Consider the following 22,995-nt stretch of genomic DNA (forward strand, 5'->3'; position numbering starts at 1 on the left):
CAGGGCGCATTTGTCCTACTATACTGCCGTTTTTGGTGGGCTTCGGTACACTGCGAAAAGGATCTTTGTGGTTTTCTTGGGCTAAATCTCCATGAGCGAACAATTTTTTCAACGGAAGCAGACTTTTTTTGACCGCTGGGCGAGAAATTACGATATTTTATTGACCACGCCCTTTTACCAGGCTGTCCATAAGCGGTTACTCACCGATGCTGATTTCCCCAGAGATGGCCATGTGCTTGACCTGGGTTGTGGAACGGGCAAATTATTTAAACGACTCGGCAAGCTTTATCCAGAATTAACGGGGGTGGGGTTGGATCTGTCTCCAGAAATGTTAACCCAGGCCCAACGGAAAAATATCCATGGCGATCGCCTTTCTTTTGTCCAGGGGAATGCCGAGGCGCAACCTTTTCCGGAAAATACCTTTGATGCGGCGTTTAATACGATTAGCTTTTTGCACTATCTCCACCCCGAAACGGTTTTAGGGGAAGTGCAGCGGGTGCTCAAGCCGGGTGGCCAATTTTATCTGGCAGATTACGGCAAGGGAGAATTGTGCCAAGGGGATGGTTTTCCCTTTTCGCCTGGGGGATTGCGTTTCTATTCCCGGGCAGAACGAACCGCCATGGGGGAACAGGTTGGCCTGGAAACCGTGGCGCACCATTATTTGATGTTCGGCGTTTTACTGACGATTTTCCAGAAAAGCGAGGAAATCCCAGCGGCGATCGCCCCTTAAGTCGTCCCCACGAAGCCCCGATTATGAGATGATTGTCTGCAACAAACGGGTTCACGCAAACAAGTATCATGACCAACGCTAAAGCCATCTCTATCCTTGGTTCCACCGGATCAATCGGGACGCAAACCCTCGACATTGTGCGATCGCACCCCGATAAATTCCGCGTTGTGGGGATGGCCGCTGGGCGTAATATTCAACTCCTAGCCGAACAGGTGCGGGAGTTTCACCCGGAAATTGTCGCCACCAGCCAGGAAAGCCTTTTACCTGAACTCAAAGCATTCCTCAAAGATTTAAATTACCAACCCCAAATCATCGCTGGCAAAGCGGCGATCGCCGAAGTGGCCCGTTATGGTGATGCAGAAAGCGTGGTGACGGGAATTGTTGGCTGTGCTGGACTTTTACCCACCATTGCCGCCATCGAAGCCGGAAAAGATATTGCCCTCGCGAATAAGGAAACCCTGATTGCCGGGGGGCCAGTAGTTTTGCCCTTAATCGAAAAACATGGCGTGAAACTACTGCCTGCTGACTCCGAACATTCCGCGATTTTCCAATGTCTCCAGGGGGTGCCGGAAGGAGGTTTAAAGCGGATTATTCTGACGGCTTCCGGGGGCGCTTTCCGGGATCTCCCCGTGGAAAAATTGGCCACTGTCACCGTCAAAGATGCTTTGAAACACCCCAACTGGTCGATGGGCCAGAAAATCACCATTGATTCTGCCACCCTAATGAATAAAGGTTTAGAGGTGATCGAAGCCCATTATCTCTTTGGTAAAGATTACGACGACATCGACATTGTGGTGCATCCCCAGAGCATCATCCACTCCCTGATCGAGCTGCAAGATACCTCGGTTTTAGCCCAGTTGGGTTGGCCGGATATGCGCTTGCCTTTGCTCTATGCCCTCTCCTATCCTGAGCGCATCTACACCGATTGGGAGCAATTTGACCTCGTGAAGGCGGGTGATCTTACCTTCCGGGAACCGGATCACCATAAATATCCCTGCATGAATTTGGCCTATGCTGCGGGACGGGCCGGGGGATCGATGCCAGCAGTTTTAAATGCAGCGAATGAGCAAGCTGTGGCCCTTTTCCTCGAAGAAAAAATTGAATTCCTCGATATCCCTCGTTTGATTGAAAAGGTTTGCGATCGCCACCAAAACGACAACAAGACAAACCCGACCCTAGACGACATTTTGCAGGCAGATCAATGGGCCAGACAAGCTGTTCTTAAATTACAACCACAATTGGCCTAGCTAACCGTTGTCACGAATTAATAAGACGCTCGTACTCAGCATGGTTGCCAATCCAAAACCAATAGTAATCATCCCCTTTTTTTAGGGCTAAAGCTCGATAATTATTGGTAATCCGAATTGACCATAGGTTTTTGCCTACTTTCTTAAAGTGAAGGGAGGGATAATCTTGGTTGGCTTGCCACAAATGATAGGTATTGTTTGCCTTCTGCTGAAGTTCTGGTGGCAGTTTTTTATAGGCTTTCCAGAACTCAGAGGTTACGAAGGACTGCATGTAAATCTTTGACCTGATTGTTCGTAATGTCTGCCTCGGCTTTGGCAATCAGTTGATCTAGCTTGCCTGTATTGAAATCCATCTCAAGCTGCTGATCCCACTGCTCAGCAAGATAAGTTTGAATCCATTCCGAGAGATGGCGAATTTCATTTTCAGACAGATTTTTGATGGCGGCTTCAATTTCTACTAGGGAAGTCATTTTGGGCAACATCTCCATATTTTTTCAAAAATATAAAAGTCAAAAAGAACGACTAAAACCCAAACCCAAGGAAGTTAAACTGCTAGACGTGCTCCGGTTTGGACTTGCCAGAGGCTGTAGTATAAACCCTGCCGATCAAGGAGTTGTTCATGGGTGCCTTGTTCAACAATTTTGCCTTGATCCATCACATAAATGCAGTCGGAATGGCGGATCGTGGAAAGGCGGTGGGCGATCGCAATCGTAGTGCGGTGCTGGGTGATTTTTTCGAGAGATTTGGCGATCGCCGCTTCGGTTTCATTGTCCACAGCAGAAGTAGCCTCGTCCAAAATCAAGATGGGCGGATCTTTTAAAATGGCGCGGGCGATCGCCAAGCGTTGCCGTTGACCACCGGAGAGTTTTTGTCCCCGTTCCCCGACGATGGTGTCGTACTGTTGGGGCAGGGTTTCGATAAAGTCGTGGGCTTCGGCAAGTTTTGCGGCTTGGATAATTTCCGGGAGAGTTGCATCGGGGTTCCCGTAGGCAATGTTTTCGGCCACGGTGCCATGGAAGAGGAACACATCCTGACTCACTAGACCAATGGCGCGCCGCAGATCCTTGAGATAGATATCGCGAATATCAAGGCCATCGACGGTAATTTGTCCCTGGTTAATTTCGTAGAAACGCAGGAGCAATTTCACAATCGTACTTTTCCCAGAACCTGTCGCCCCCACAATCGCAATGGTTTGACCCGCAGGAATGTGGAGGGAAAAATCTTGCAAAACCGGTGCCCGCTCAAAGTAGGCAAAGGAAATATTGTCGAGTTTGATTTCTCCTTTGACGGTATGGGTGGGCAGGGCTACTTCCCCAGAACGAATTTGCACTTCCGTGTCGAGGAGATTAAAGACCCGGTTACTCGAAGCCATCGCCCGTTGATAAAGATCCATCGTTTGTCCCAGGCGGGTCAGGGGCCATAGCAACCGCTGGGTCATAAACACCAACACACTGTAGGTACCCACAGCCAAGGCTCCTTGTTCCACCTGCAATCCACCGAAAAAGAGAATCGCCGTAAACCCAGCCAAAATCGCAATCCGGATTAAGGGGATAAAGGCGGCACTTAAGGCGATCGCCCGCTCATTACTTTGAAGATAAGCATCACTATCAAAGCGGAGCCGTTCTAGCTCGTAATGCTCCGTCGTAAAGCTTTTAATGGTCGTGATGCCACTGAGGTTATTGGATAGGCGCGAGCTGAGTACCCCTACCTTTTCGCGCACATCGGCATAGCGGGGAGCCAATTTTTTCTGAAATGCCACCGAACCCCAAATGATGATCGGAATCGGCGCCATCGCCATCCAGGCCGCTGAGGGGGTCGCGTAGAAGAATAAGCCTCCAATCAAAATCACTGTCGTGATCACCTGCAAGATTTCGTTGGCGCCCACATCGAGAAAGCGTTCCAACTGGTTCACATCATCATTGAGCAGGGCTAATAGTTCCCCGGTGCTGCGTTCTTCAAAGTAGCCCAACTCCAGTTCCTGCAAATGGCCGTAGCCATCGAGACGGAGGTTGTGTTGCATTTTTTGGGCTAAATTGCGCCACAGACGTTGGTAGAAATATTCAAAAATGGACTCGGCACTCCAGATCAGGAAAGACAAAATGCCGATGACGACCAATTGACCGATGATGCTGGTGACACCAAACTGGGCCACAAAGGAGTTGTCCCGCTGTACCACGGTATCCACTGCCACCCCAATTAGCACCGGAGGCGCCAGATCAAAGAGTTTATTCAGAACGGAACAGGCGATCGCCAAATTGATCTGTTTGCGGTAGCGACTACCATAGCGAAATAAACGGGTTAGCGGATGGGACATACTCAAAGAAAATCAAGCCAATACCCAAGAGATCATAACCTGTTCTGTTTAATCTTCGCCCGGCTCTAGCACCTGCACATCCACCGTTTTAGCGTCGGCGTTATCCGTCCCTTTCGGCCCGTCCACTTCCACAGCGGCCACCTCTACCGTCCCCTCAGGGGTCTGGCGCTGGAATTTCTTTTCTGTAATTTGCACCACTTCACCACAACTAGGACAGCGGGCCATGGAATTGTTTAAACCCGTAAATTCATAGCCACAGACCGGACAATCTGCCTCTACCAAATTGCGCTTGAGCCACCACTGGAAGCCCACCACCCCCAAGGCGATCGCCACGGGAATGAGCAGAATGAGAATAATAAACCCGTTGACAACCCAGCCGAGGCCCACCGAAGTCAGTAACGCCGCGATCAGAATAAAGGTCAAAAAACAGCCGATGCCCGAAGAAGAGAATTGAATATTACGAGAGAAAGGATCGTTCACAATATTTCTTAATAATTGTTAACTGCTTACGATAGTGCCTCAAGTTTATTTCACAAACCGAGATGATAAGCTTACAAATGCACAAAAATTATTTTAATAAATCATGTCGGAAAGCAATAATACACCTCTTTTATTGAGGGCTGCACGGGGGGAAAAAGTTGAGCGGACACCGGTTTGGATGATGCGTCAAGCCGGACGTTACATGAAAATTTATCGCGACCTGCGGGAGAAGTACCCGAGCTTCCGGGAACGTTCTGAAAATCCTGATCTCGCCATCGAAATTTCGCTCCAACCTTGGCATGCATTCCAGCCTGACGGTGTAATTATGTTTTCGGATATTCTCACTCCCCTACCAGGGATGGGGATTCCCTTCGACATCATCGAAAGCAAAGGGCCAATCATTGAAAACCCGATCCGCACCCAGGCCCAGGTCGATGCTATGACCCCCTTTGATCCGGCAGAATCCTTGCCTTTTATCAAAACAATCCTTGGCACCCTCCGCCAGGAAGTGGGCAATGCCTCGACGGTACTGGGATTTGTCGGTGCCCCCTGGACGCTAGCTGCCTATGCCATTGAAGGTAAGAGTTCAAAGAACTACGCCATCATCAAAAATATGGCCTTTTCTGAGCCGGCTGTGTTGCACAGTTTCCTTGGAAAAATTGCCGATGCGATCGCCGATTATGTTTGCTACCAGATCGAATGTGGAGCCCAGGTGATCCAAATGTTCGACTCTTGGGCGGGCCAACTCAGTCCCCAAGACTACGATATGTTTGCCCTGCCGTATCAAAAACGGGTCGTGGACAAAGTCAAAGCAAAATACCCAGACTTTCCGCTGATTCTGTACATCAGTGGCAGTGCCGGTGTCCTAGAACGCATGGGTAAATCCGGTGTCGATATCGTCAGCGTCGATTGGACGGTGGATATGGCCGATGCCCGCCAGCGCCTTGGTAAAGACATGAAAGTCCAAGGCAATATCGATCCTGGTGTGCTGTTTGGTTCCCAGGACTTCATCAAAGCGCGGATCATTGACACCGTGCGTAAAGCCGGCAATTGGGGACATATTCTCAATCTCGGCCATGGCGTGCTCGTCGGTACCCCCGAAGATAATGTCCGCTTCTTCTTTGAAACCTGTAAGAACGTCCAGAGTTTCCTCTAGGTTTTAAAGCCATTCCTTCATTCAGAAAAAGCGTTTTAGGAGAGTCGAATCCTAGGGCGCTTTTTTTGGGGAATTGGGCTGATACCATAGGCAGGGCCGACATTTCTCGATAGAATTTCCTAGCGTTTGCTTTTAGTTAAAAATTCTGGGGAATCAGCGGGATGACAGTGCAACCAAAACTCATTATTCACGGTGGGGCCGGCAGTTCCCTCAAGGGCAAAGGGGGCTTAATCGCCGTACGGAAGTCGCTCCACAGGATTATCCAAGAGGTTTATGACTTCTTAGAACAGGGCGGCAGTGCTGTGGAAGCCGTTATCCTAGGGGCAAAATTATTGGAAGATGAGCCGCGTTTCAATGCAGGGACAGGGTCGGTGCTCCAGTCCGATGGTCAAATTCGCATGAGCGCTTCCCTGATGGATGGTACGGTCCAACGGTTTAGCGGCGTGATTAATGTGGGCCGCATTAAAAATCCCATCGAAGTGGCCCAGGCGTTGCAAACGGAAGATGATCGAGTGTTGTCCGATGTTGGTGCGGCGGAAATGGTGCGGGTACTACAGCTCCCCATTCATGATCCTCTGACCGATTTGCGCCTCGAAGAATGGCTGGAAGAACGTAAGGGAAATTTTCGCAGTAGTATGGCCGGGGTTGTTGCGGAGGATGAAATGGCGCGGCGCGGCACCATTGGGGTGGTGGCTTTGGACCAAAATGGTCGGGTTGCAGCGGCTACCTCTACGGGCGGAAAAGGTTTAGAGCGGATTGGTCGGGTGAGTGATTCGGCGATGCCTGCGGGAAATTATGCAACCCAGGTGGCTGGGGTTAGTTGCACGGGCATTGGGGAAGACATTATTGACGAATGCCTTGCGGCGAAGGTGGTTATTCGGGTCACCGATGGTTTAAGTTTGCCAACCGCCATGGAAAAATCAATCCAGGAAGCAACGGTAAATAAACGGGATCTGGGGGCGATCGCCTTGGATGCCGGGGGCAATATTGTCTGGGGAAAAACCAGCGAAGTGCTTTTGGCGGCCTACCACGACGGCACCGCTGTGGGGGATACCCTGGAATGGCAACTGGAACCGGGGGTCGGTTGTCTCTAGGGAAGAGGGGAGGCCGATGGTGATGCGCACTCTTCTAAAACGTTTGGCGATCGCCCTGGGGACATTGCTCGCCATTAGTTTTGTGATTTTCACAATTTTGGCCTTAGCGCCGGGGGATCCCCTGAGTGAATTTGCGAATAACCCGGCAATTACGGCAGAGGTGCGGGAAAATATTCGGCGATCGCTGGGTCTGGATCAGCCCTTTTATCTTCGTTATGTCAAATGGCTCTGGGCGCTGTGCCAGGGGAATTTGGGCTATTCTTTTACGAGTAAAAGTCCTGTGCTGGGTCTGATTTGGCAACGCCTGCCGACGACCCTCTGGGTGGTGGGTCTTGCCTACGGTTTGAGTGTGGCGATCGCCTTACCCCTGGGGATTATCTCTGCCCTGCGCCGCAACTCTCTTTTGGATCAACTGGCCACCACCTTTGCTTTTTTGGGGTATTCCCTACCCACTTTTTTCACGGGTTTGCTGGCGATCATTGTCTTTAGCGTGAAATTGCAGTGGCTCCCCTCGCTGTACAACAGCACCCTGGTGGTCAATGACTTTCAGAGTTTTTGGCAGCAGATCCAGCAATCAATCCTGCCAATCACCGTCCTCGCGTTGTACCAAACGGCGATTTTGACCCGGTTTGTGCGCAATGCAATCCTCGAAGAGTTGCCCCAGGATTATGTGCGGACGGCCTATGCCAAGGGCTTGGGGGAATTTGCCGTGCTCCGCAAACATATTTTGCGCAATGCTTTGATTCCCGTTGTTACCCTAATTGCCATTGATGTGCCGAGCATTGTGACGGGGGCCTTGGTGACAGAGCAAATTTTTCGGGTGCCAGGGATCGGTGCGCTGCTTATTGAATCCATTAACCGCAACGATACACCTGTAATTATGGGGATTACGATTATCTATGCGGCCTTGGTGGTGATTTTTAATGCGATCGCCGATCTGAGTTACCGTTTCCTCGATCCTCGCATTAAGTAACAAAAAAATCCTCCCTTGAGGGAGGTGGCTGAAAGCCGGAGGGTGTGTTATCCCTTAAGGGAGGTGCCGTAGGCGGAGGGTGTTTTCCCTTGGGAGAGGTTATTCTTCCTCAGCTGTGACCTCCACCATGTCTAAATTGTCTTCCTCGGCGGCAATATCCACAGTTTCTAAACCGTCTTCTTCTGCTGGGGGCGGTACTAGGGCCACTGCCACAATCGCATCATCCCCATCCAGGCGTTGTACTCTGACCCCCGTAGCACTGCGGGATTGGAGCGAAATCGACTCCACAGCCTGACGGATCATAATGCCGCGCCCCGTGACGAGCATCAGTTCATCTTCGGGATTGACAATTCTCAGGGAAGCCAACCGATCTGCCTTAGATTTGAATTTAATCGCCCGGAGGCCGACCCCCGCACGGTTTTGCAGGCGGAATCGTCCCACGGGCACCCGCTTGCCGAAGCCTTTTGTGGTTACGGCGATGACCCAAGGCCCCTGGTCAACATTTTCGGTGACTTCTTCGTTATCGTCTTCGTCTTCTGCTGTATCCGCAGCGGCGATCGCCGCCGTAATTTGAGACGACACAATATCCATGCTCACCAATTTGTCATCGTCGGATTTGAGTTTCATCGCCCGCACGCCTCTCGTAGAACGGCCCAAGGGACGCAGCTGATTATGGTCAGCCTGGAAGTGGATCGCCATTCCTTCACTACTGGCCACAATGATGCTGTCCTCCTGTCGCGCGAGGCGTACCCAACGGAGTTCATCCCCATCTTCGAGGGAAATGGCAATTAGACCGTTCGAGCGAATTTTGGCAAAGGCAGACAGGGCGGTTTTTTTGATGTAGCCGTTCTGGGTGAGCATGACGAGGTATTCATCCTCGGTAAACTCACTCACTGCCAGCATTGCTGTAATTTTTTCATCCTTCGGGATGGGGAGCAGTTGAATCGCCGGTAAACCTCTGGCCGTGCGGGAACTCTGGGGGATTTGGTAAGCATTTAGAGAATAAACGACGCCGCGCTCCGTAAAGAACAGCACATGGTCGTGATCGCAGCAGGTGAGGAAGTGGTCGACGCCATCGTCTTCCTTCATTTTGGTGGCGGCTTTGCCACGAGTGGCGCGGTTTTGGGCGTCAAAGGTGGCCACGGGCATGCGTTTGATATAGCCCTGTTCGGTGAGCAAAATAGCCGCTTGCTCATTGGCAATTAGGTCAATATCCTGGAGATCGCCGTCATCCAAGACCAATTCTGTGCGGCGATCGCTCTGGTGGATAGTCTTAATTTCGGTGAGCTCTGCTTCGATAATCGCGTAGACCCGTTCCCGACGCGCGAGGATATCTTCGAGATCCGTAATCTTCAGCAAGAGATCCTGGTGTTCTGCTTCGATCTTGTCCGCTTCTAGGGCCGTGAGGCGACGCAATTGCATTTGTAAAATGGCATCGGCCTGGGCTTGGCTGAGGTTGTAGCCGTCCATTAACCCTTGACGGGCGATCGCCGTATCCGCTGCCTGGCGAATCAAGTGAATCACCGCATCGAGATTATCGAGGGCAATGAGTAATCCCTGGAGAATGTGATCCCGTTCCTGGGCCTTGCGCAGTTCGTAGCGGGTGCGCCGGGTAATTACTTCCACCCGGAAATCCAGGAACACCTGGAGGAATTGCTTCAGGTTGAGCAGTTGGGGTTCGCCGTTCACCAGGGCCAGCATATTCGCGCCAAAATTGGCCTGGAGGGGCGTATGTTTATACAGATTATTTAAAACAACACGGGGATAAGCATCGCGCTTGAGTTCGATGACAATCCGCATTCCTTGGCGATCGCTTTCATCGCGGATATCAGAGATGCCATCAATTTTCTTATCGTTGACCATATCGGCAATGCGTTCGATCAGCGCCGCCTTGTTGGTCTGGTAGGGCAGTTGGGTGACGATAATTGCTTCTTTTTCCCGACCATTTTGACGGAGTGTTTCAATTTCGGCGACTCCCCGCATCGTGATCGAACCCCGACCCGTCATGTAAGCATCTTTAATCCCCGAACGACCGAGAATTTGTGCCCCCGTCGGAAAATCAGGGGCCGGGACAAATTGCATTAGTTCTTTGATTGTGATCTCAGGATTGTGGATCAGCGCCGTCACCCCATCAATAATTTCCCCAAGATTATGGGGCGGGATATTGGTCGCCATCCCCACCGCAATCCCCGAAGAACCATTCACCAAAAGCTGGGGAATCCGAGAAGGGAGAACAACGGGTTCCTGTTGGGAGCCATCGAAGTTATCCGCAAAGTCAACGGTTTCTGATTCGATATCCCGCAGCAGGGCATTGGTCGCCAAGGACTGGAGCCGACATTCGGTGTAACGCATGGCCGCCGCTGGGTCGTTATCAATGGAGCCAAAATTACCGTGGCCATTGATCAGCGGGTCTCGCATGGAGAAATCCTGGGCCATGCGCACCAGGGCATCATAGACCGCTGTATCCCCGTGGGGGTGATATTTACCGAGGACTTCCCCCACGACCCGGGCACATTTCCGGAAAGGGCGATCTGGGGTCAAACCCAATTCATACATCGCATACAAAATACGACGGTGTACGGGTTTTAAGCCATCCCGTGCATCGGGTAACGCCCGCCCCACAATCACACTCATGGCGTACTCTAGGTACGAGCGTGACATTTCATTGCTTAAATCGGTGGGAATAATGCGCTCCTGGGGGGAGGTCATAGGATTTCGGCTCCGCTAGGTCAAAAAAGGTTAAAAACCAGAGAAAAAGACGTTAAGGAAGATTATTTTGCGTTTTTTAACTGGATTTTTTCGGTCAAATAGACTCCTATTTTACCACAGTCTTTGGGGCATAAACTGGCTCAGGAAAAGGCTTTGGGCCTAGGGGAGATTGGGCGCAAGGCTGCTGAGACCCTGGCGGGGCGTCCATTGAATCGTGCCGTCGGTTTCGCTCCAGTAAACGATGCGGTTGGGCGCTAAAAAATGACCCTGGGGAGAACCAATGGCGACCGCCTTTTGGGGTTTGAGGGTCTGCCAGATTTTGAAATCGAGATCAGCGGCCTTTGCAATGAGAATGGCCGGATTCCACTGGGCGATAAAGTCGGCGTCGGCGGTTTGTTTACTGAGCAAATAAAAGGCTTGGCCCTGGAGACGAATTTCTAAAATATGCAAATCTTCCTGGAGGAGTTGCAAGCGGATCGGACCGAGGCGTTTCGGTTCGAGGGGGCGGAGGATTGTAACCTTATCGGTTGGAGATTGGGGGAGTGAAAAACGCTGTTTGATAGGCAGTTCACCGGAAAAATCAACGGTTTGGGCGGCGGGGTCGGGGGGCGTCAGGGAAAGCAAGCCATCAATTTGATTGAGGCCGCTGCGACGTAAAAAAGGTTCGAGGGTATATTCCCAAAATCCAGGGGAACCGACATTAATTACCAGGGTTTTACCGCCCGCTTGAGCGACAATTACAGGGGTTTGGCGATCGCCAAAGATCGTCACTTGAGTGGTATTGAAGTGACGATAAACCAGCACTGTAATGAAAAAGATTAACAAACCGCTGATCAGGGGCTTGGCCCGTTTTTGGGCCCAGGGAGAGCGCCAAATCAACAGCATCACTCCATAGAAAACAAGCAGTTGCGGCAAAGGTAGCGCGGCGACACTCGCTTGGCTCCCAGGCAACGCCACAACCTGTTCCACGAGCCAAATCATCCCTCGCAAAGGCCAACCCAGCCCATAGGCGATCGCCCCACCGAGTTCTGGGCTGAATAGACCGACAGCACCGCTGACCATACCGCCCAAACTGACCAGGCCAATAATGGGTGACAGCACGACGCTAGTGGGGATCGAGTAGGTGGCGATCACATTAAATTTGTAGGCCAGTAAGGGTAATGTCCAAATACTGGCGGCAATAGGAATGGCGATCGCCGTTGCCACCGTTGGGGGAAGAAAATCTAGCTTTTTTTGAAGCGGCTCTAGGGTCGTAAACAGGCCAAAGGTTGCCAAAAAACTGAGTTGAAAGCCCAAGTCCCAAAGCCATAGCGGTTTAATCAGGAGCAACACCGTTGCCGTCATTAGCAAAAGACCAATGGGCTTGACCTTACGATCAAGCACTAGGGCCACTAAACCCCCCATCCCCATTAAGGCCGCCCGGAGAATCGAAGCCTGGAAACCCGTCAGCAGCACGTAACCGAGTAAAGTTCCTGCCGCGCCATAGAATTGTGTTTTCTCTTCTTGATCACGCAGGAGCCACAGCACGACCCCCAACAACAGCGACACATGAAACCCAGACGCGGCGACGGTGTAGGCCAAGCCCGCTTTGACCCACAAATCATAAATTTCGGGGTCTAAATTGGTGGTCTGACGTCCCAACACCATGGAACTGAGCAAGCTAGCAGGTTTGTCTGGTAAAAATTCCCGATGGCTCCGTTGAATCCGTTGGCGCAGTATTTCTGTGAGCGACTCTTCTCGCCGAATTAATACCGCTTCCCAAGCACTAAAACCCAGAAAAGTATTGTTTTGGCGTAGGTAATCTGGAAAACTGAAGGCAAATTTATTTTGAGGCGGTCGGGGTTTGTATAAACGCCCTGTCAACTGGAGGCGATCGCCAAGCTTAAATTGAGAAAAATCTCCGCTTAACGTGACATATAAATTTTCTTTTTGGGGAGCAACATTTTGCCCTAGGTTTACATTTTGCACCCGAAACCAAAACCGTTGTTTGTCTGGCTCTTGTGTGGTGATGGAGCGGTAAATTTTCCCTTGGATTTCTACGGGACTTTGTAATAAACTGGGCTGACTTTGGGTGAGGCTATAGAGACCATTGGTCGCCGGACGGGGTAGACGCCCTTGACTATAAACTACAGCCAGCAGCATCACCAATCCCAGCATCGGCCAGAAGCGGCGCGGCACTTGCCAGAGATAACGGGGAAGAAAAATTGTTGCGAGGATTGTCCCCAAGGCGATCGCCCCAACCAATAACCCCCACTGCAGCAAAGAAGGTTGCGGGTTCAGTGGCCCCCAAAATCCCGTTAAACCAAGACCAATGAGATATCCAAGACAGAGGACGATACCACGCTGAAAAACCATAGGTAAAGAAAGCAAAGGTACAAAAACTTGCCCACAAGCTTAGCTCGACTTTATCCATGGGAATTGGGGAGGAAACGGTAGAAGGACTCAGAGTAGAAAATTTGTGTGAATCAATGACTATGCCATTGAGCACCAAGAATGGGCCATCCTCTATATTGCCGTCGATTTTCGCGAGCCATCCCCAAATGAGCGCCATAAAAATCCGCATTGACATTGCTAAAGACCTCCAAGGCAGAACCCTATGCGCGTCATAGTGTTGTTTCCTTCACTCGTGACCAGGGTTGTCCGTTGACTCCCTAAAAAGGCGATCATCAAAATCAGGAAAAAAATTCTTTTGAAATTAACGCTCTCATCCTATTGCTAGATCATTTTTATTGCCTATAAATATTGTCATAATGTAGATAAATGAAAATTGTATTTGCTATTATTGACGCACTTCATAAGATCCATAAATAGATTTTCAAATATCTAAAGTTTTATTCCTAACTCTCTCGCAAAAATCATCATATTCGTCATCTAAAACCATTCTTATTTCATCATAATTATCCAAAGTAAAACCACAGGAACAATCTAAAAGCACAGGAAAAACAAAGATATCAACACCCATGATAGTTCCCTCTCTATGGTCAACGTCTACATCCCATTCCACGTCAGAGTAAATAGTAGCTTGACTTTTACATACTGGACATTCAATAGATTCAGCTTCTTGGTTATTTCTATAAGATATTTGAGGACATAAAAGTGATTCTCCTATTTTAAGCAGTTGTTGATAGTGCTTGATTCTTTCTTCTAATTCCAAAAAAGATGCTTTTTTATACTCATTATGGTTATTTAGCAAACTTGACCAAATAGAATCACCAAGAACAATCTTAGGGTCTTCTTGCATGCACTCACGACATATTGCTTCAGTAAAGTTGGCAACTTTAATTTGAATTTTCCTCTTTAAGTCTTGAATATCTAAGTAACCAAAATTGTGAACCAAAAGATTCCTGTAAAGAATAATTGATTCAATATCTTTCTTGTAGATGTTTAAAGTGGGATAAAGCTGAAGTAATCTCTTTAAGGCTTCACTAAATGAAATGGTATCGTGATTTGCGAAATCACAGCCTTTATTATACAGCGTTTTTCGGTCTTATGAGGCGGAGTAGCAACAATGGGTAAACCAATTCTGCAAGTCTTGGCTTGATACTTGTGAGAAGGCGGCCTCAATCCCTTGTGCGAGCTCTGGATAAGTACGGGCTCCCCACGAACGTAAAATACTTTTGACTTTGGAGAAACAATTCTCAATCGGTGAAAAGTCTGGCGAGTATGGAGGAAGAAATATCAGTCTTGCACCAACTGCTTCAATACAGTCCCTAATGGCTTTCCCCTTGTGGATAGAGCAGTTGTCCATAATCACACAGGCTCCTTGCCATAACTGAGGTACTAACTGGCGATGTATGAAAGCTTCAAAAGTGAGACCATCACTACTGCCCAGTAGATTTACATTGGTCAGTACCTTCTCAAGACTAATGGCACTAATCATGGATACTCGTTTCCCCCTTTTGCTGGGACGTTTCCCATGGGCACGTTTTCCCCTGGGTGCTCGACCCCGTAATCGAGTCAGCGCTAAATCAACCCCTGATTCATCAATAAAGATCAAGTCTTTTACTAAAATCTCCCGCACCAGTTGCCAAAATTCATATCGTTGCTGCTGTACTCGTTCTGTTTCTTTCTCATCGGGATGCAGTGTTTTTTTTGAGGGTTATCTTGAGTTTTTGGAGCATCCGAAACATTGTGGTCACACTAATCCTGACGCCAACGGTTTCTTCGAGAAGGTCACAGAGTTCGGCTAAGGTTGCATCATTATGCTGCTTTACTAGCTGTTGCAGGGTGATGAGTTGAGTCTCATTGAGTTTAGTGGGGGTTTGTTTGAGGCGCTGCTTGGGTTGAATATCTCCTGTTTCACGATATTGCTTAGTTAGTTTACGCACGAAACTGTAGGCAACCCGGAATTGCTCAGCAATTTGGCGCTGTGATAGTTTGCCTTCGAGATAGGTGTCAATAATTTTTTGGCGTAAATCAACAGAGTAGGGTCGCACTGCAAATTTTGATTGGGTAGATTACAGCTTTATCTTACTCGCTATCGCTTTACTAGCCCGAAAAATGCTGTATTTAAATAGAATCTGGAAATCTAGCTTTTGATATAAAATCATCAAAGGACTTACTTGATAAATCACATTTTTTACTAACTTTTCTAAAGCGACTATCAGTAAAATACTTCCAGAAATTACAGAAAAATCATCACTTTGACTTGGCTCAAGTAATGTTAAAGACCTTAAGAATATTCCCTTTGCACAGGCTAAAAAATCCAAAAAGATGGTGTCTTTTTGTTGCTCGGTCATATCATCGGTGTTTTTTACTATAAATACATAACGATTTTTATGAATTGCATTTTATTGACATAATAAAAAATGCGACTTGTCTTCACAAAACTCATTCCTGTATGCTTTTTTCTACGAAGAAACTAGCATTTTTGGCATGATAGTTTCAAAGGAAAAAGCATTTAAATTTGTGAGGTTTTGAGCATGCTCAATAGTGATTGCGCAAACTTTGCCATCTTGATCTAAATCAACAAGAGTATTTTCGTTAATATCTTTCGTTTCTACAATCGGATTTTGATTGAATTCTAAATATAGAGTATCTGTATCTTGAAAATATTGAATCTTCATTTTTTAAAACTCCGATCAAAAAAGGCATTGTGAATCGTTTCTCCATCCTGAAGTAAAATAACCCTCAATGCCCGGTTATCCATTTCATGAATTCTTGCCCATCTCTTGATACGTCCATCTTCCTGGATTTGCTCTTTTTCGGGATTTAGAATCACGAACTCAATCCATTCTAATTTTATTAAGCTTCGATCCGAACGTTGTCTCGTTGTTAAAAAATATTGTGTGAATTTCATGCAGGAAATGTGAGTATAGGGTGCATTATTTTGCAATAACACACCCCATAAATAAGGCTTAAGCTTTGGCGAGTTCTTCCTTGGCGGCAGTACTAGCTAAATACTTTTCCAGTTCCGTTAACGCATCCGCATCAACTTTGGTCTGCATCGGGCAGAACTTTGGCCCACACATGGAACAGAATTCCGCAGTTTTGTAGATGTCTGCTGGAAGAGTTTCATCGTGATACTCACGGGCGCGTTCCGGATCGAGAGACAACTCAAACTGCTTCTCCCAATCGAAGTTATAGCGAGCATGGGACAACTCATCATCGCGATCGCGTGCCCCAGGACGATGACGGGCAATATCTGCCGCATGGGCCGCAATCTTATAGGCGATGAGGCCATTCCGTACATCCTCTGCATCAGGTAGGCCGAGGTGCTCTTTGGGGGTGACATAGCAGAGCATCGCCGTGCCATACCAGCCAGCCATTGCTGCCCCGATCGCCGAGGTGATGTGGTCATAGCCAGGCGCAATATCAGTCACCAAGGGGCCGAGCACATAGAAAGGCGCTTCAGAACACTCTTCCATCTGCTTTTTCACGTTGAACTCGATCTGATCCATGGGGACGTGGCCAGGGCCTTCTACCATCACTTGGACATCGTGTTCCCAAGCGCGACGGGTCAGTTGACCGAGGGTTTTCAGTTCAGCGAGTTGCGCCTCATCAGAAGCATCGTGGGTACAGCCAGGGCGCAGAGAATCCCCAAGGCTGAAGGACACATCGTAACGCTTAAAGATTTCGATAATGTCGTCAAAGTGGGTATAGAGGGGATTTTGCTTATGGTGATGCAACATCCAACGGGCAAGAATCCCACCACCACGGGACACAATCCCCGTAATCCGGTTTTTCACGAGGGGCAGATGCTCGATCAAGATCCCAGCGTGGATGGTCATGTAGTCCACCCCTTGCTGGGCGTGCTTTTCAATGATGTGCAGAAAATCATTGGCCGTGAGGTTTTCCATGTTGCCATGGACACTTTCTAGGGCTTGGTAAATGGGCACAGTCCCGATGGGCACCGGTGAGGCTTTGATAATGGCGGTACGAATTTCGTCCAGGTTGCCGCCCCCAGTGGAGAGATCCATCACAGTATCCGCACCATATTTAACGGCCTGTTGTAGCTTGGCTAATTCCTCATTAATTTCGGAGGAGTTGGGGGACGCACCGATATTTGCATTGACTTTGCACTTTGAAGCAATGCCGATACACATCGGTTCGAGGTTGGTGTGATTGATATTAGCCGGGATAATCATACGGCCCCGGGCTACTTCGTCGCGAATCAAGTCAACGGGCAGATTCTCACGCTTTGCCACGTAGTCCATTTCTTCGGTGATAACGCCTTGGCGTGCGTAGTGCATTTGGGAGACGTTACTTTGACCTTGCCGTTTGGCGACCCAATCAGCTCTCATATTGTTTTAATCCTCTATTAACAGCTTCCCTACGCTGGTATTACCCAGTCTCAGGTTCTAAGGGACTATCTCAGTCTGATTCCTATGACAGACACCCCTAGCTATGGCAATAAATTCTAACATCACTCCTTAGCAAAGTCTTGGGAAGTATGGCGGGGCTGGGATCAGGGTCTGACGGGATTTGGGCAGATTTAAGGATTTTTGGACAGCAGTCTGGAAAATCGCTATTTTCTGGGGAAAAAGCTAAAAATCAACAATTCATCACCGGATGTATGGCGGAACTGGTTACAATGATGGACAAATTTTTCAGGTTAAGATTGCTAATGGGTTAATTAGAATGGGTGGCTTTTTTAGCTATTGTTCTTTTGCACTCGCGATCCGCCTGTCCTAGAACATTCCCGTGGGACAAGGAAAGGGTTGCCCTGGGTGTTTTTGTTTTATTCCCTCTGCGTCTAAAAGGCTATGAATAAAATTTCGGATTGCAGCAATATTTTGTTTTCTGTGGATAAAGCCAGGGTTGATCTGGTGCAGTTGCAGGCGTTGTTTAACGCGACGGCCTTTTGGGCGAGGGAACGCTCTTTGGCGGATCTAGAAACGGCGATCGCCTACAGTGATCCGGTGGTGACGGTGTGGGATGGCGATCGCCTGATTGGGTTTACCAGGGGAACCTCAGACGGCGTCTTTCGGGCGACGGTGTGGGATGTGGTGATCCACCCGGATTATCAAGGGTTGGGCCTAGGCCGTAAGTTGGTTGAAACCCTGATTAGCCACCCACGGATGTGCCGAGTCGAGCGGGTTTATTTGATGACCACCCACCAACAGACGTTTTATGAGCGCATTGGTTTTAAAGAAAATGCGACGACTACCATGGTGCTCCACAACCACGAGCATCCGATCAGCGTGATTACCTGTGCGGTTGAGGAAACTGCCCCATTACCTGCATAGTTTGGTCTTGGTAATGGCGGGTCAGGGTCCCCCCGTAGCTCGCCAACAGCTTTTTGCACAGTTGCCACTTTAGGGCCGGAGAAAATTCAAGGGCTTGGGCTAATTGTTGGACTTCTTCGAGGCTTGGGCGATCGCCTAAGGTTAAATCCGGCACGTGGGTTTCACGCCAAAAGTCCGTGGTCTGGGTTGAGGTCAGTTGAAACATGATTTTATTGGGCTGCTGTAGCCCGTAACTGAGGTGAATTGTGCCTTGTTCAGCCCGTTGTAGGGTGGTGTCGATGAGGGTGAGGAAAAATTGGTGTAGGTGGTGGCGATCTCCAAAAATATCCAGGGTAGCGCCGACCGGATGGGCAATGGTCAAGCGCAAATTATTATTCTGAGCTTTTACGCTGAGCAGGCTTTCTAGTTCTGCGAGGAGCATTTCGAGATCAAACCACTCCGCCTGTTTCGAACTTTGACCATAATCTAACTTTGAAACAGCGATCGCCAAATCAAGTAACCCCAGTAATTTTTGGCTGGCGGCATAACTTTCGGCAATAAAGGCCCGTTCTTCAGCAGGACTTTCGCACAAATCACTCAAAATGAGCTGCTGCAGCCCCATGATCGTGCTCAAGGGCGATCGCAATTCGTGGGCCACTTGGCCAAAAAACCGCGCCTGGAATTGTCCCCACTGGAGGGCGATCGCCAAATCCGTATTCAAAGCAGAAAGACCATTAGACATAACAAAACATAACTATTTTCACAGACTACGAAACGAGCAACGATAAGATGAACCTACATCCTCCAAGATCCTAAGGTTTGGCTGAAATGTTGCGCTATGCTTATTTTCCCGGTTGTGTCGCCCAAGGAGCCTGTCGGGAACTGTACCTCTCCACGGCGGCCCTCACCCAAGCCCTCGACATTGAATTAATCGAACTCAAGCAAGCTGCCTGTTGTGGCTCTGGCACCTACAAAGAAGAATCCCAACTCCTAGAAGATAGCGTCAATGCCCGCAACATCGCGTTGGCTGAATCGCTTAATTTACCCTTACTAACCCACTGCAGCACTTGCCAAGGGGTAATCGGCCATGTCGATGAACGCCTCAAAGCAGCCAAAGACAATAATCCAGATTATTTTTCTCAGGTCAATCATCTCCTGAGTGAATCCCACTGTTCACCCTACAGAGGCACTAGCGAAGTCAAACATCTGCTCTGGGCGCTCGTGGGAGATTATGGCCTTGATAAGCTCACCCAAAAAGTAATTAAGCCTCTCCGAGGACTCAAATGTGCCGCCTTTTATGGCTGTTATCTCCTCCGGGTTCAAAATAGTCTTCCCTTTGATGACCCTGTCCAGCCCCATTCTCTGGAGTCTGTTTTCTCGGCGGTTGGGGCAACGCCAATTATCTATGATGGTCGCACCCAATGCTGTGGTTGGCCCCTCTCTAGTTATGCCACAGAACAAGCGTTTCGTCTCGCAGGGAAACATCTACAAGCGGCGATCGCCGCCGGGGCAGATTGCCTTGTGACCCCCTGTCCCCTCTGTCATCTCAATTTAGACTCGCGCCAACCAGAAGTCGAAAAAGTTATTGGCCAGAAATTAGGGATTCCTGTGCTCCATTTGCCCCAATTAGTGGCTCTCGCATTGGGTATTTCTCCTAAGGAACTCGGCCTCGGCAAACATATTGTTTCTACGAAGCCGCTCCTTGAAAAATTGGGTTTTTAAGAAAAGAGTCAAATGCTCATTCGTAGTGACTCCACATCCGCAAAATTTTAATCATTCTCTCGGATTCTAAAACTTGGTAAATCAGACGATGTTGAATGTTGATGCGGCGTGAATAATAGTCTTTTAAATCGCCCACTAATTTTTCGTAGGGAGGTTGATAGGGGTTTTCTTGGAGAATTCCCAGAAGTTTTTGAACTTTTGGTTTCAAACCAGCAGATGCAACTTTTTTGGCGTCTTTAGCTGCTTGCTTTGACAAGATTATTTTCCAGCTCACCAGTCCAGATTCTCCAAGGCAATGCATTCTTCTAGAGGTTCTCTGGCTGCCTCTTGAATGGATGCCTTCATGCCTGGAATATTGACTAAATAAAGGGTTTCTTGGATCGCGTCCCAATCAGCTTGTGAAATCATCACAGCTTTATTGTGTTCACTAGAAATCACAATCGGTTGATGGCTATCAGCAATTTCATCAATGAGTCGCTGGAGTTTATTTTGCGCTTCTTGAACTGTGAGCAAATCCATCGCTTTTTTCGTGGGCTTTAAAATTATTCCTAGTATATCTTTTTTGCTAGATAAACCAGTGATCAAAAAATCGGCCTCAGAAAATATTTTGTTTCCACTAAGCCGATCCTCGAAAAATTGGGTTTTTAAGCAGTAATCAAGGTGGCGATCGCCTGATTTAAAGTTTCACTAGGACGCATGGCCTGACTCGCTTTTTCAGAATTAGCAAAATAGTACCCATCAATATCAACCGATTGACCTTGAGCCGCATTTAACTCCGCCACGATCTTGTCTTGGTTTTCCGTTAAAGCTTGGGCTAAGGGGGCAAATTTCGCCTTCAATTCGAGGTTTTTGTCCTGTTCCGCTAAGGCTTGGGCCCAATACATCGCCAGATAAAAATGGCTGCCCCGGTTATCAATTTCGCCCACCTTGCGGGAGGGAGATTTGTCATTGTTGAGGTACTGACTGTTGGCTTTGTTTAGGGCCTCTGCCAAAACTAGGGCGTTGTCATTGCCTGTTTTCTGGGCGAGGTCTTCAAGGGCAACGGCGATCGCCAAAAATTCTCCCAGGGAATCCCACCGTAAGTGGCCTTCTTCGAGGAACTGTTGGACGTGCTTCGGTGCAGAACCGCCTGCGCCCGTTTCAAACAGACCACCCCCAGCCAGTAACGGCACAATCGAGAGCATCTTTGCACTGGTACCCAGTTCGAGAATGGGGAATAAATCCGTTAGATAGTCCCGCAGCACATTCCCTGTCACCGAAATGACGTCCTGACCAGTTTTAATTTGGGCGCAGGTAAATTTCATCGCATCCACTGGCGGGAGAATGTGAATATCCAAACCACTCGGATCATGCTGGGGTAAATACCCTTTAACCTTGGCGATAATTTTGGCATCGTGGGCGCGGTTCTCATCTAACCAAAATACGGTGGGATTCCCTGTGAGGCGGGCGCGATTAACGGCCAATTTCACCCAATCTTGGATCGCCACATCCTTGGTCTGACACATCCGCCAGATATCTCCTTTTTCCACGGGATGCGCCATTAGAATATTGCCCTGCCCATCAATGACGCGCACTTGACCAGCGGCGGCAATTTCAAAGGTTTTATCGTGGGAACCGTATTCTTCGGCTTTTTTCGCCATTAGTCCCACGTTGGCGACACTGCCCATGGTTTTGACGTCAAAAGCGCCATTTTCTTGACAGAATTCAATGCAGGCCTGGTACATGGTGGCGTAACAACGGTCGGGAATCATCGCTTTGGTATCGTAGGGTTTTCCGTCGGCTCCCCACATTTTCCCGGAGGTGCGAATCGCTGCCGCCATCGACGCATCAATGATCACATCACTGGGCACATGGAGGTTGGTAATGCCCTTGTCGGAATTGACCATTGCCAACCGGGGTTGCTTGTCATAAACCGCTTGGAGATCCGCGGCGATCGCCGCTTTCTCTGCGGTTGGAAGATTGGCAATTTTGGCGTAAACATCCCCTAAACCGTTATTGGGGCTAACACCTAAGGCTTGGAAAGTATCGGCATATTTCGCAAAAACGTCCTTGTAGTAAACGGTGACGGCGTGACCGAAAAGAATCGGGTCAGACACCTTCATCATCGTCGCTTTGACGTGCAGGGACAATAAAATATCCTCGGCTTTAGCGGCGGCAATTTCTTTTTCATAGAAAGCACGCAGAGCCTTGACGCTCATCACCGCAGCATCGACCACCTCACCCGCAAGCACGGGAATGGCTTCTTTGAGAATGGTCACGGTGCCATCGGTGCCTTGATGTTCAATTTTCAGGGTGCCCGCTTGTTCAATGACGACCGATTGTTCACTGCCATAGAAATCTCCTTCATCCATGTGGGCGACGTGGGATTTGGAGTCTTTTGTCCATTCCCCGACCTTGTGGGGATTGTGCCGGGCATATTCTTTGACGGCAGCGGCGACCCGGCGATCGCTATTGCCTTCCCGCAGCACTGGGTTTACGGCACTACCGAGAACTTTCGCATATTTCGCTTTAATCTCCCTTTCTGCCTCGGTCTTGGGGTCTGCGGGATAATCCGGCACGTTGTAGCCTTTGGTTTGTAATTCTTTGATCGCCGCTGTCAATTGGGGAATAGAGGCACTAATATTGGGCAGCTTGATGATGTAGGCGTCGGGAGTTTTGGCGAGAGCACCCAATTCAGCGAGGGCATCGGGGCGGCGTTGGTCGGCGGTGAGATATTCCGGAAAATTTGCAATGATCCGCCCAGCGAGGGAAATATCCTTAGTTTCCACCTCAATATTGGCCGCAGTCGTAAAGGCCTCCACAATGGGGAGTAGGGAGTAGGTCGCCAGTGCGGGGGCTTCGTCGGTAAAAGTGTAGGTAATTTTCGAGGTCTGGTTGCTCATATCGCTTAGGCGTCGTGTCAC

General features: G+C 48.9%; 22 protein-coding genes and 1 riboswitch. Of the genes, 7 read left to right on the forward strand and 15 right to left on the reverse strand.

The features are described from left to right. The first annotated feature begins 91 nt into the window (after nt 1-91). Nucleotides 92-730, forward strand: coding sequence for a class I SAM-dependent methyltransferase (locus FEK30_RS08180; RefSeq protein WP_138072827.1), 639 nt, complete (start codon nt 92-94; stop codon nt 728-730). A 68-nt stretch (nt 731-798) separates the two neighbouring features. Continuing rightward, nucleotides 799-1,977 (forward strand): 1-deoxy-D-xylulose-5-phosphate reductoisomerase, encoded by a 1,179-nt coding sequence (gene dxr, locus FEK30_RS08185; RefSeq protein ID WP_138072829.1) that lies wholly within the window; start codon nt 799-801, stop codon nt 1,975-1,977. Between the two features lie 10 nt (nt 1,978-1,987). On the opposite strand, the gene FEK30_RS17345 is transcribed toward dxr, so the two are convergent. The 4 genes from FEK30_RS17345 to FEK30_RS08205 all read right to left on the reverse strand — a co-directional run bounded on the left by FEK30_RS17345 (nt 1,988) and on the right by FEK30_RS08205 (nt 4,771). Then, on the reverse strand, nt 1,988-2,248 hold the full coding sequence (locus FEK30_RS17345) for a ParE family toxin-like protein (RefSeq protein ID WP_099238165.1): 261 nt from the start codon (nt 2,246-2,248) through the stop codon (nt 1,988-1,990). After that, nucleotides 2,226-2,447 (reverse strand): hypothetical protein, encoded by a 222-nt coding sequence (locus tag FEK30_RS08195; RefSeq protein ID WP_138072831.1) that lies wholly within the window; start codon nt 2,445-2,447, stop codon nt 2,226-2,228. Before FEK30_RS08195 ends, FEK30_RS17345 begins: the two co-directional genes overlap by 23 nt. Nucleotides 2,448-2,521: 74 nt before the next feature. After that, nucleotides 2,522-4,291: an ABC transporter ATP-binding protein gene (locus tag FEK30_RS08200; RefSeq protein WP_099238163.1), complete on the reverse strand. Its 1,770-nt coding sequence runs from the start codon at nt 4,289-4,291 to the stop codon at nt 2,522-2,524. A 48-nt stretch (nt 4,292-4,339) separates the two neighbouring features. Continuing rightward, nucleotides 4,340-4,771: an FYDLN acid domain-containing protein gene (locus tag FEK30_RS08205; RefSeq protein WP_138072833.1), complete on the reverse strand. Its 432-nt coding sequence runs from the start codon at nt 4,769-4,771 to the stop codon at nt 4,340-4,342. A 103-nt stretch (nt 4,772-4,874) separates the two neighbouring features. On the opposite strand from FEK30_RS08205, the gene hemE reads away from it, so the two are divergent. The 3 genes from hemE to FEK30_RS08220 all read left to right on the forward strand — a co-directional run bounded on the left by hemE (nt 4,875) and on the right by FEK30_RS08220 (nt 7,994). Beyond that, nucleotides 4,875-5,927: a uroporphyrinogen decarboxylase gene (gene hemE / locus FEK30_RS08210; protein WP_012306451.1), complete on the forward strand. Its 1,053-nt coding sequence runs from the start codon at nt 4,875-4,877 to the stop codon at nt 5,925-5,927. Nucleotides 5,928-6,088: 161 nt separating this feature from the next. Continuing rightward, nucleotides 6,089-7,021 carry an isoaspartyl peptidase/L-asparaginase gene (locus FEK30_RS08215; protein WP_138072835.1) on the forward strand — a complete coding sequence of 311 codons (933 nt, stop codon included), beginning with the start codon at nt 6,089-6,091 and terminating at the stop codon, nt 7,019-7,021. A 19-nt stretch (nt 7,022-7,040) separates the two neighbouring features. Next, nucleotides 7,041-7,994 carry an ABC transporter permease gene (locus FEK30_RS08220; RefSeq protein WP_030007581.1) on the forward strand — a complete coding sequence of 318 codons (954 nt, stop codon included), beginning with the start codon at nt 7,041-7,043 and terminating at the stop codon, nt 7,992-7,994. Between the two features lie 99 nt (nt 7,995-8,093). On the opposite strand, the gene gyrA is transcribed toward FEK30_RS08220, so the two are convergent. From gyrA to thiC, 7 genes are all read right to left on the reverse strand, one after another. Next, a complete protein-coding gene (gyrA, locus tag FEK30_RS08225; RefSeq protein WP_030007580.1) occupies nt 8,094-10,703 on the reverse strand; it encodes a DNA gyrase subunit A in 2,610 nt (869 codons plus the stop codon). Nucleotides 10,704-10,862: 159 nt separating this feature from the next. Then, complete coding sequence (locus FEK30_RS08230) at nt 10,863-13,058, reverse strand: ComEC/Rec2 family competence protein (RefSeq protein WP_138072837.1); 2,196 nt, start codon at nt 13,056-13,058, stop codon at nt 10,863-10,865. Nucleotides 13,059-13,518: 460 nt separating this feature from the next. Next, entirely contained in the window at nt 13,519-14,040 is a 522-nt protein-coding gene (locus FEK30_RS08235) for a hypothetical protein (RefSeq protein ID WP_138072839.1), read from the reverse strand. A gap of 150 nt (nt 14,041-14,190) precedes the next feature. Then, nucleotides 14,191-15,139, reverse strand: a protein-coding gene (locus FEK30_RS08240; protein ID WP_138071064.1) for an IS630 family transposase whose coding sequence is annotated in 2 segments (ribosomal slippage) — nt 14,191-14,800 and nt 14,799-15,139 — 951 coding nt in all. Because the reading frame shifts where the segments join, the coding sequence is not laid out codon by codon here. 21 nt (nt 15,140-15,160) lie between these two features. Next, nucleotides 15,161-15,442 (reverse strand): hypothetical protein, encoded by a 282-nt coding sequence (locus tag FEK30_RS08245; RefSeq protein ID WP_138072841.1) that lies wholly within the window; start codon nt 15,440-15,442, stop codon nt 15,161-15,163. Nucleotides 15,443-15,553: 111 nt separating this feature from the next. After that, nucleotides 15,554-15,769, reverse strand: coding sequence for a DUF2283 domain-containing protein (locus tag FEK30_RS08250; RefSeq protein WP_138072843.1), 216 nt, complete (start codon nt 15,767-15,769; stop codon nt 15,554-15,556). 291 nt (nt 15,770-16,060) lie between these two features. Further along, nucleotides 16,061-17,446 carry a phosphomethylpyrimidine synthase gene (gene thiC / locus FEK30_RS08260; RefSeq protein ID WP_012306459.1) on the reverse strand — a complete coding sequence of 462 codons (1,386 nt, stop codon included), beginning with the start codon at nt 17,444-17,446 and terminating at the stop codon, nt 16,061-16,063. A 9-nt stretch (nt 17,447-17,455) separates the two neighbouring features. Further along, a riboswitch (TPP riboswitch) is annotated at nt 17,456-17,555 on the reverse strand. Nucleotides 17,556-17,917: 362 nt separating this feature from the next. Here thiC and FEK30_RS08265 point away from each other — a divergent pair. Beyond that, nucleotides 17,918-18,391, forward strand: a complete 474-nt coding sequence (locus FEK30_RS08265; protein WP_315862041.1) for a GNAT family N-acetyltransferase — start codon at nt 17,918-17,920, stop codon at nt 18,389-18,391. On the opposite strand, the gene FEK30_RS08270 is transcribed toward FEK30_RS08265, so the two are convergent. Continuing rightward, nucleotides 18,351-19,112, reverse strand: a complete 762-nt coding sequence (locus FEK30_RS08270) for a histidine kinase dimerization/phospho-acceptor domain-containing protein (RefSeq protein WP_138072847.1) — start codon at nt 19,110-19,112, stop codon at nt 18,351-18,353. The genes FEK30_RS08265 and FEK30_RS08270 overlap by 41 nt on opposite strands. Nucleotides 19,113-19,198: 86 nt before the next feature. Between FEK30_RS08270 and FEK30_RS08275 the strand changes: the two genes are divergently transcribed. After that, the gene (locus tag FEK30_RS08275; RefSeq protein ID WP_065716105.1) at nt 19,199-20,092 is read left to right on the forward strand and encodes a CoB--CoM heterodisulfide reductase iron-sulfur subunit B family protein; all 894 of its coding nucleotides are present in this window, start codon (nt 19,199-19,201) and stop codon (nt 20,090-20,092) included. A gap of 16 nt (nt 20,093-20,108) precedes the next feature. Here the strand turns inward: FEK30_RS08275 and FEK30_RS08280 are convergent, their stop codons facing one another. From FEK30_RS08280 to FEK30_RS08290, 3 genes are read right to left on the reverse strand one after another with little or no spacing between them, the layout of a single operon-like run. Beyond that, nucleotides 20,109-20,369 (reverse strand): Txe/YoeB family addiction module toxin, encoded by a 261-nt coding sequence (locus tag FEK30_RS08280; RefSeq protein WP_315862716.1) that lies wholly within the window; start codon nt 20,367-20,369, stop codon nt 20,109-20,111. Beyond that, nucleotides 20,363-20,677 (reverse strand): type II toxin-antitoxin system Phd/YefM family antitoxin, encoded by a 315-nt coding sequence (locus FEK30_RS08285; RefSeq protein ID WP_012306465.1) that lies wholly within the window; start codon nt 20,675-20,677, stop codon nt 20,363-20,365. The genes FEK30_RS08280 and FEK30_RS08285 overlap by 7 nt, the downstream gene beginning before the upstream one ends. A gap of 59 nt (nt 20,678-20,736) precedes the next feature. Further along, on the reverse strand, nt 20,737-22,995 hold the full coding sequence (locus FEK30_RS08290; RefSeq protein ID WP_255448005.1) for an NADP-dependent isocitrate dehydrogenase: 2,259 nt from the start codon (nt 22,993-22,995) through the stop codon (nt 20,737-20,739).

It is taken from the genome of Picosynechococcus sp. PCC 11901, from assembly GCF_005577135.1.
In the GTDB taxonomy this organism is placed as follows: domain Bacteria; phylum Cyanobacteriota; class Cyanobacteriia; order Cyanobacteriales; family MRBY01; genus MRBY01.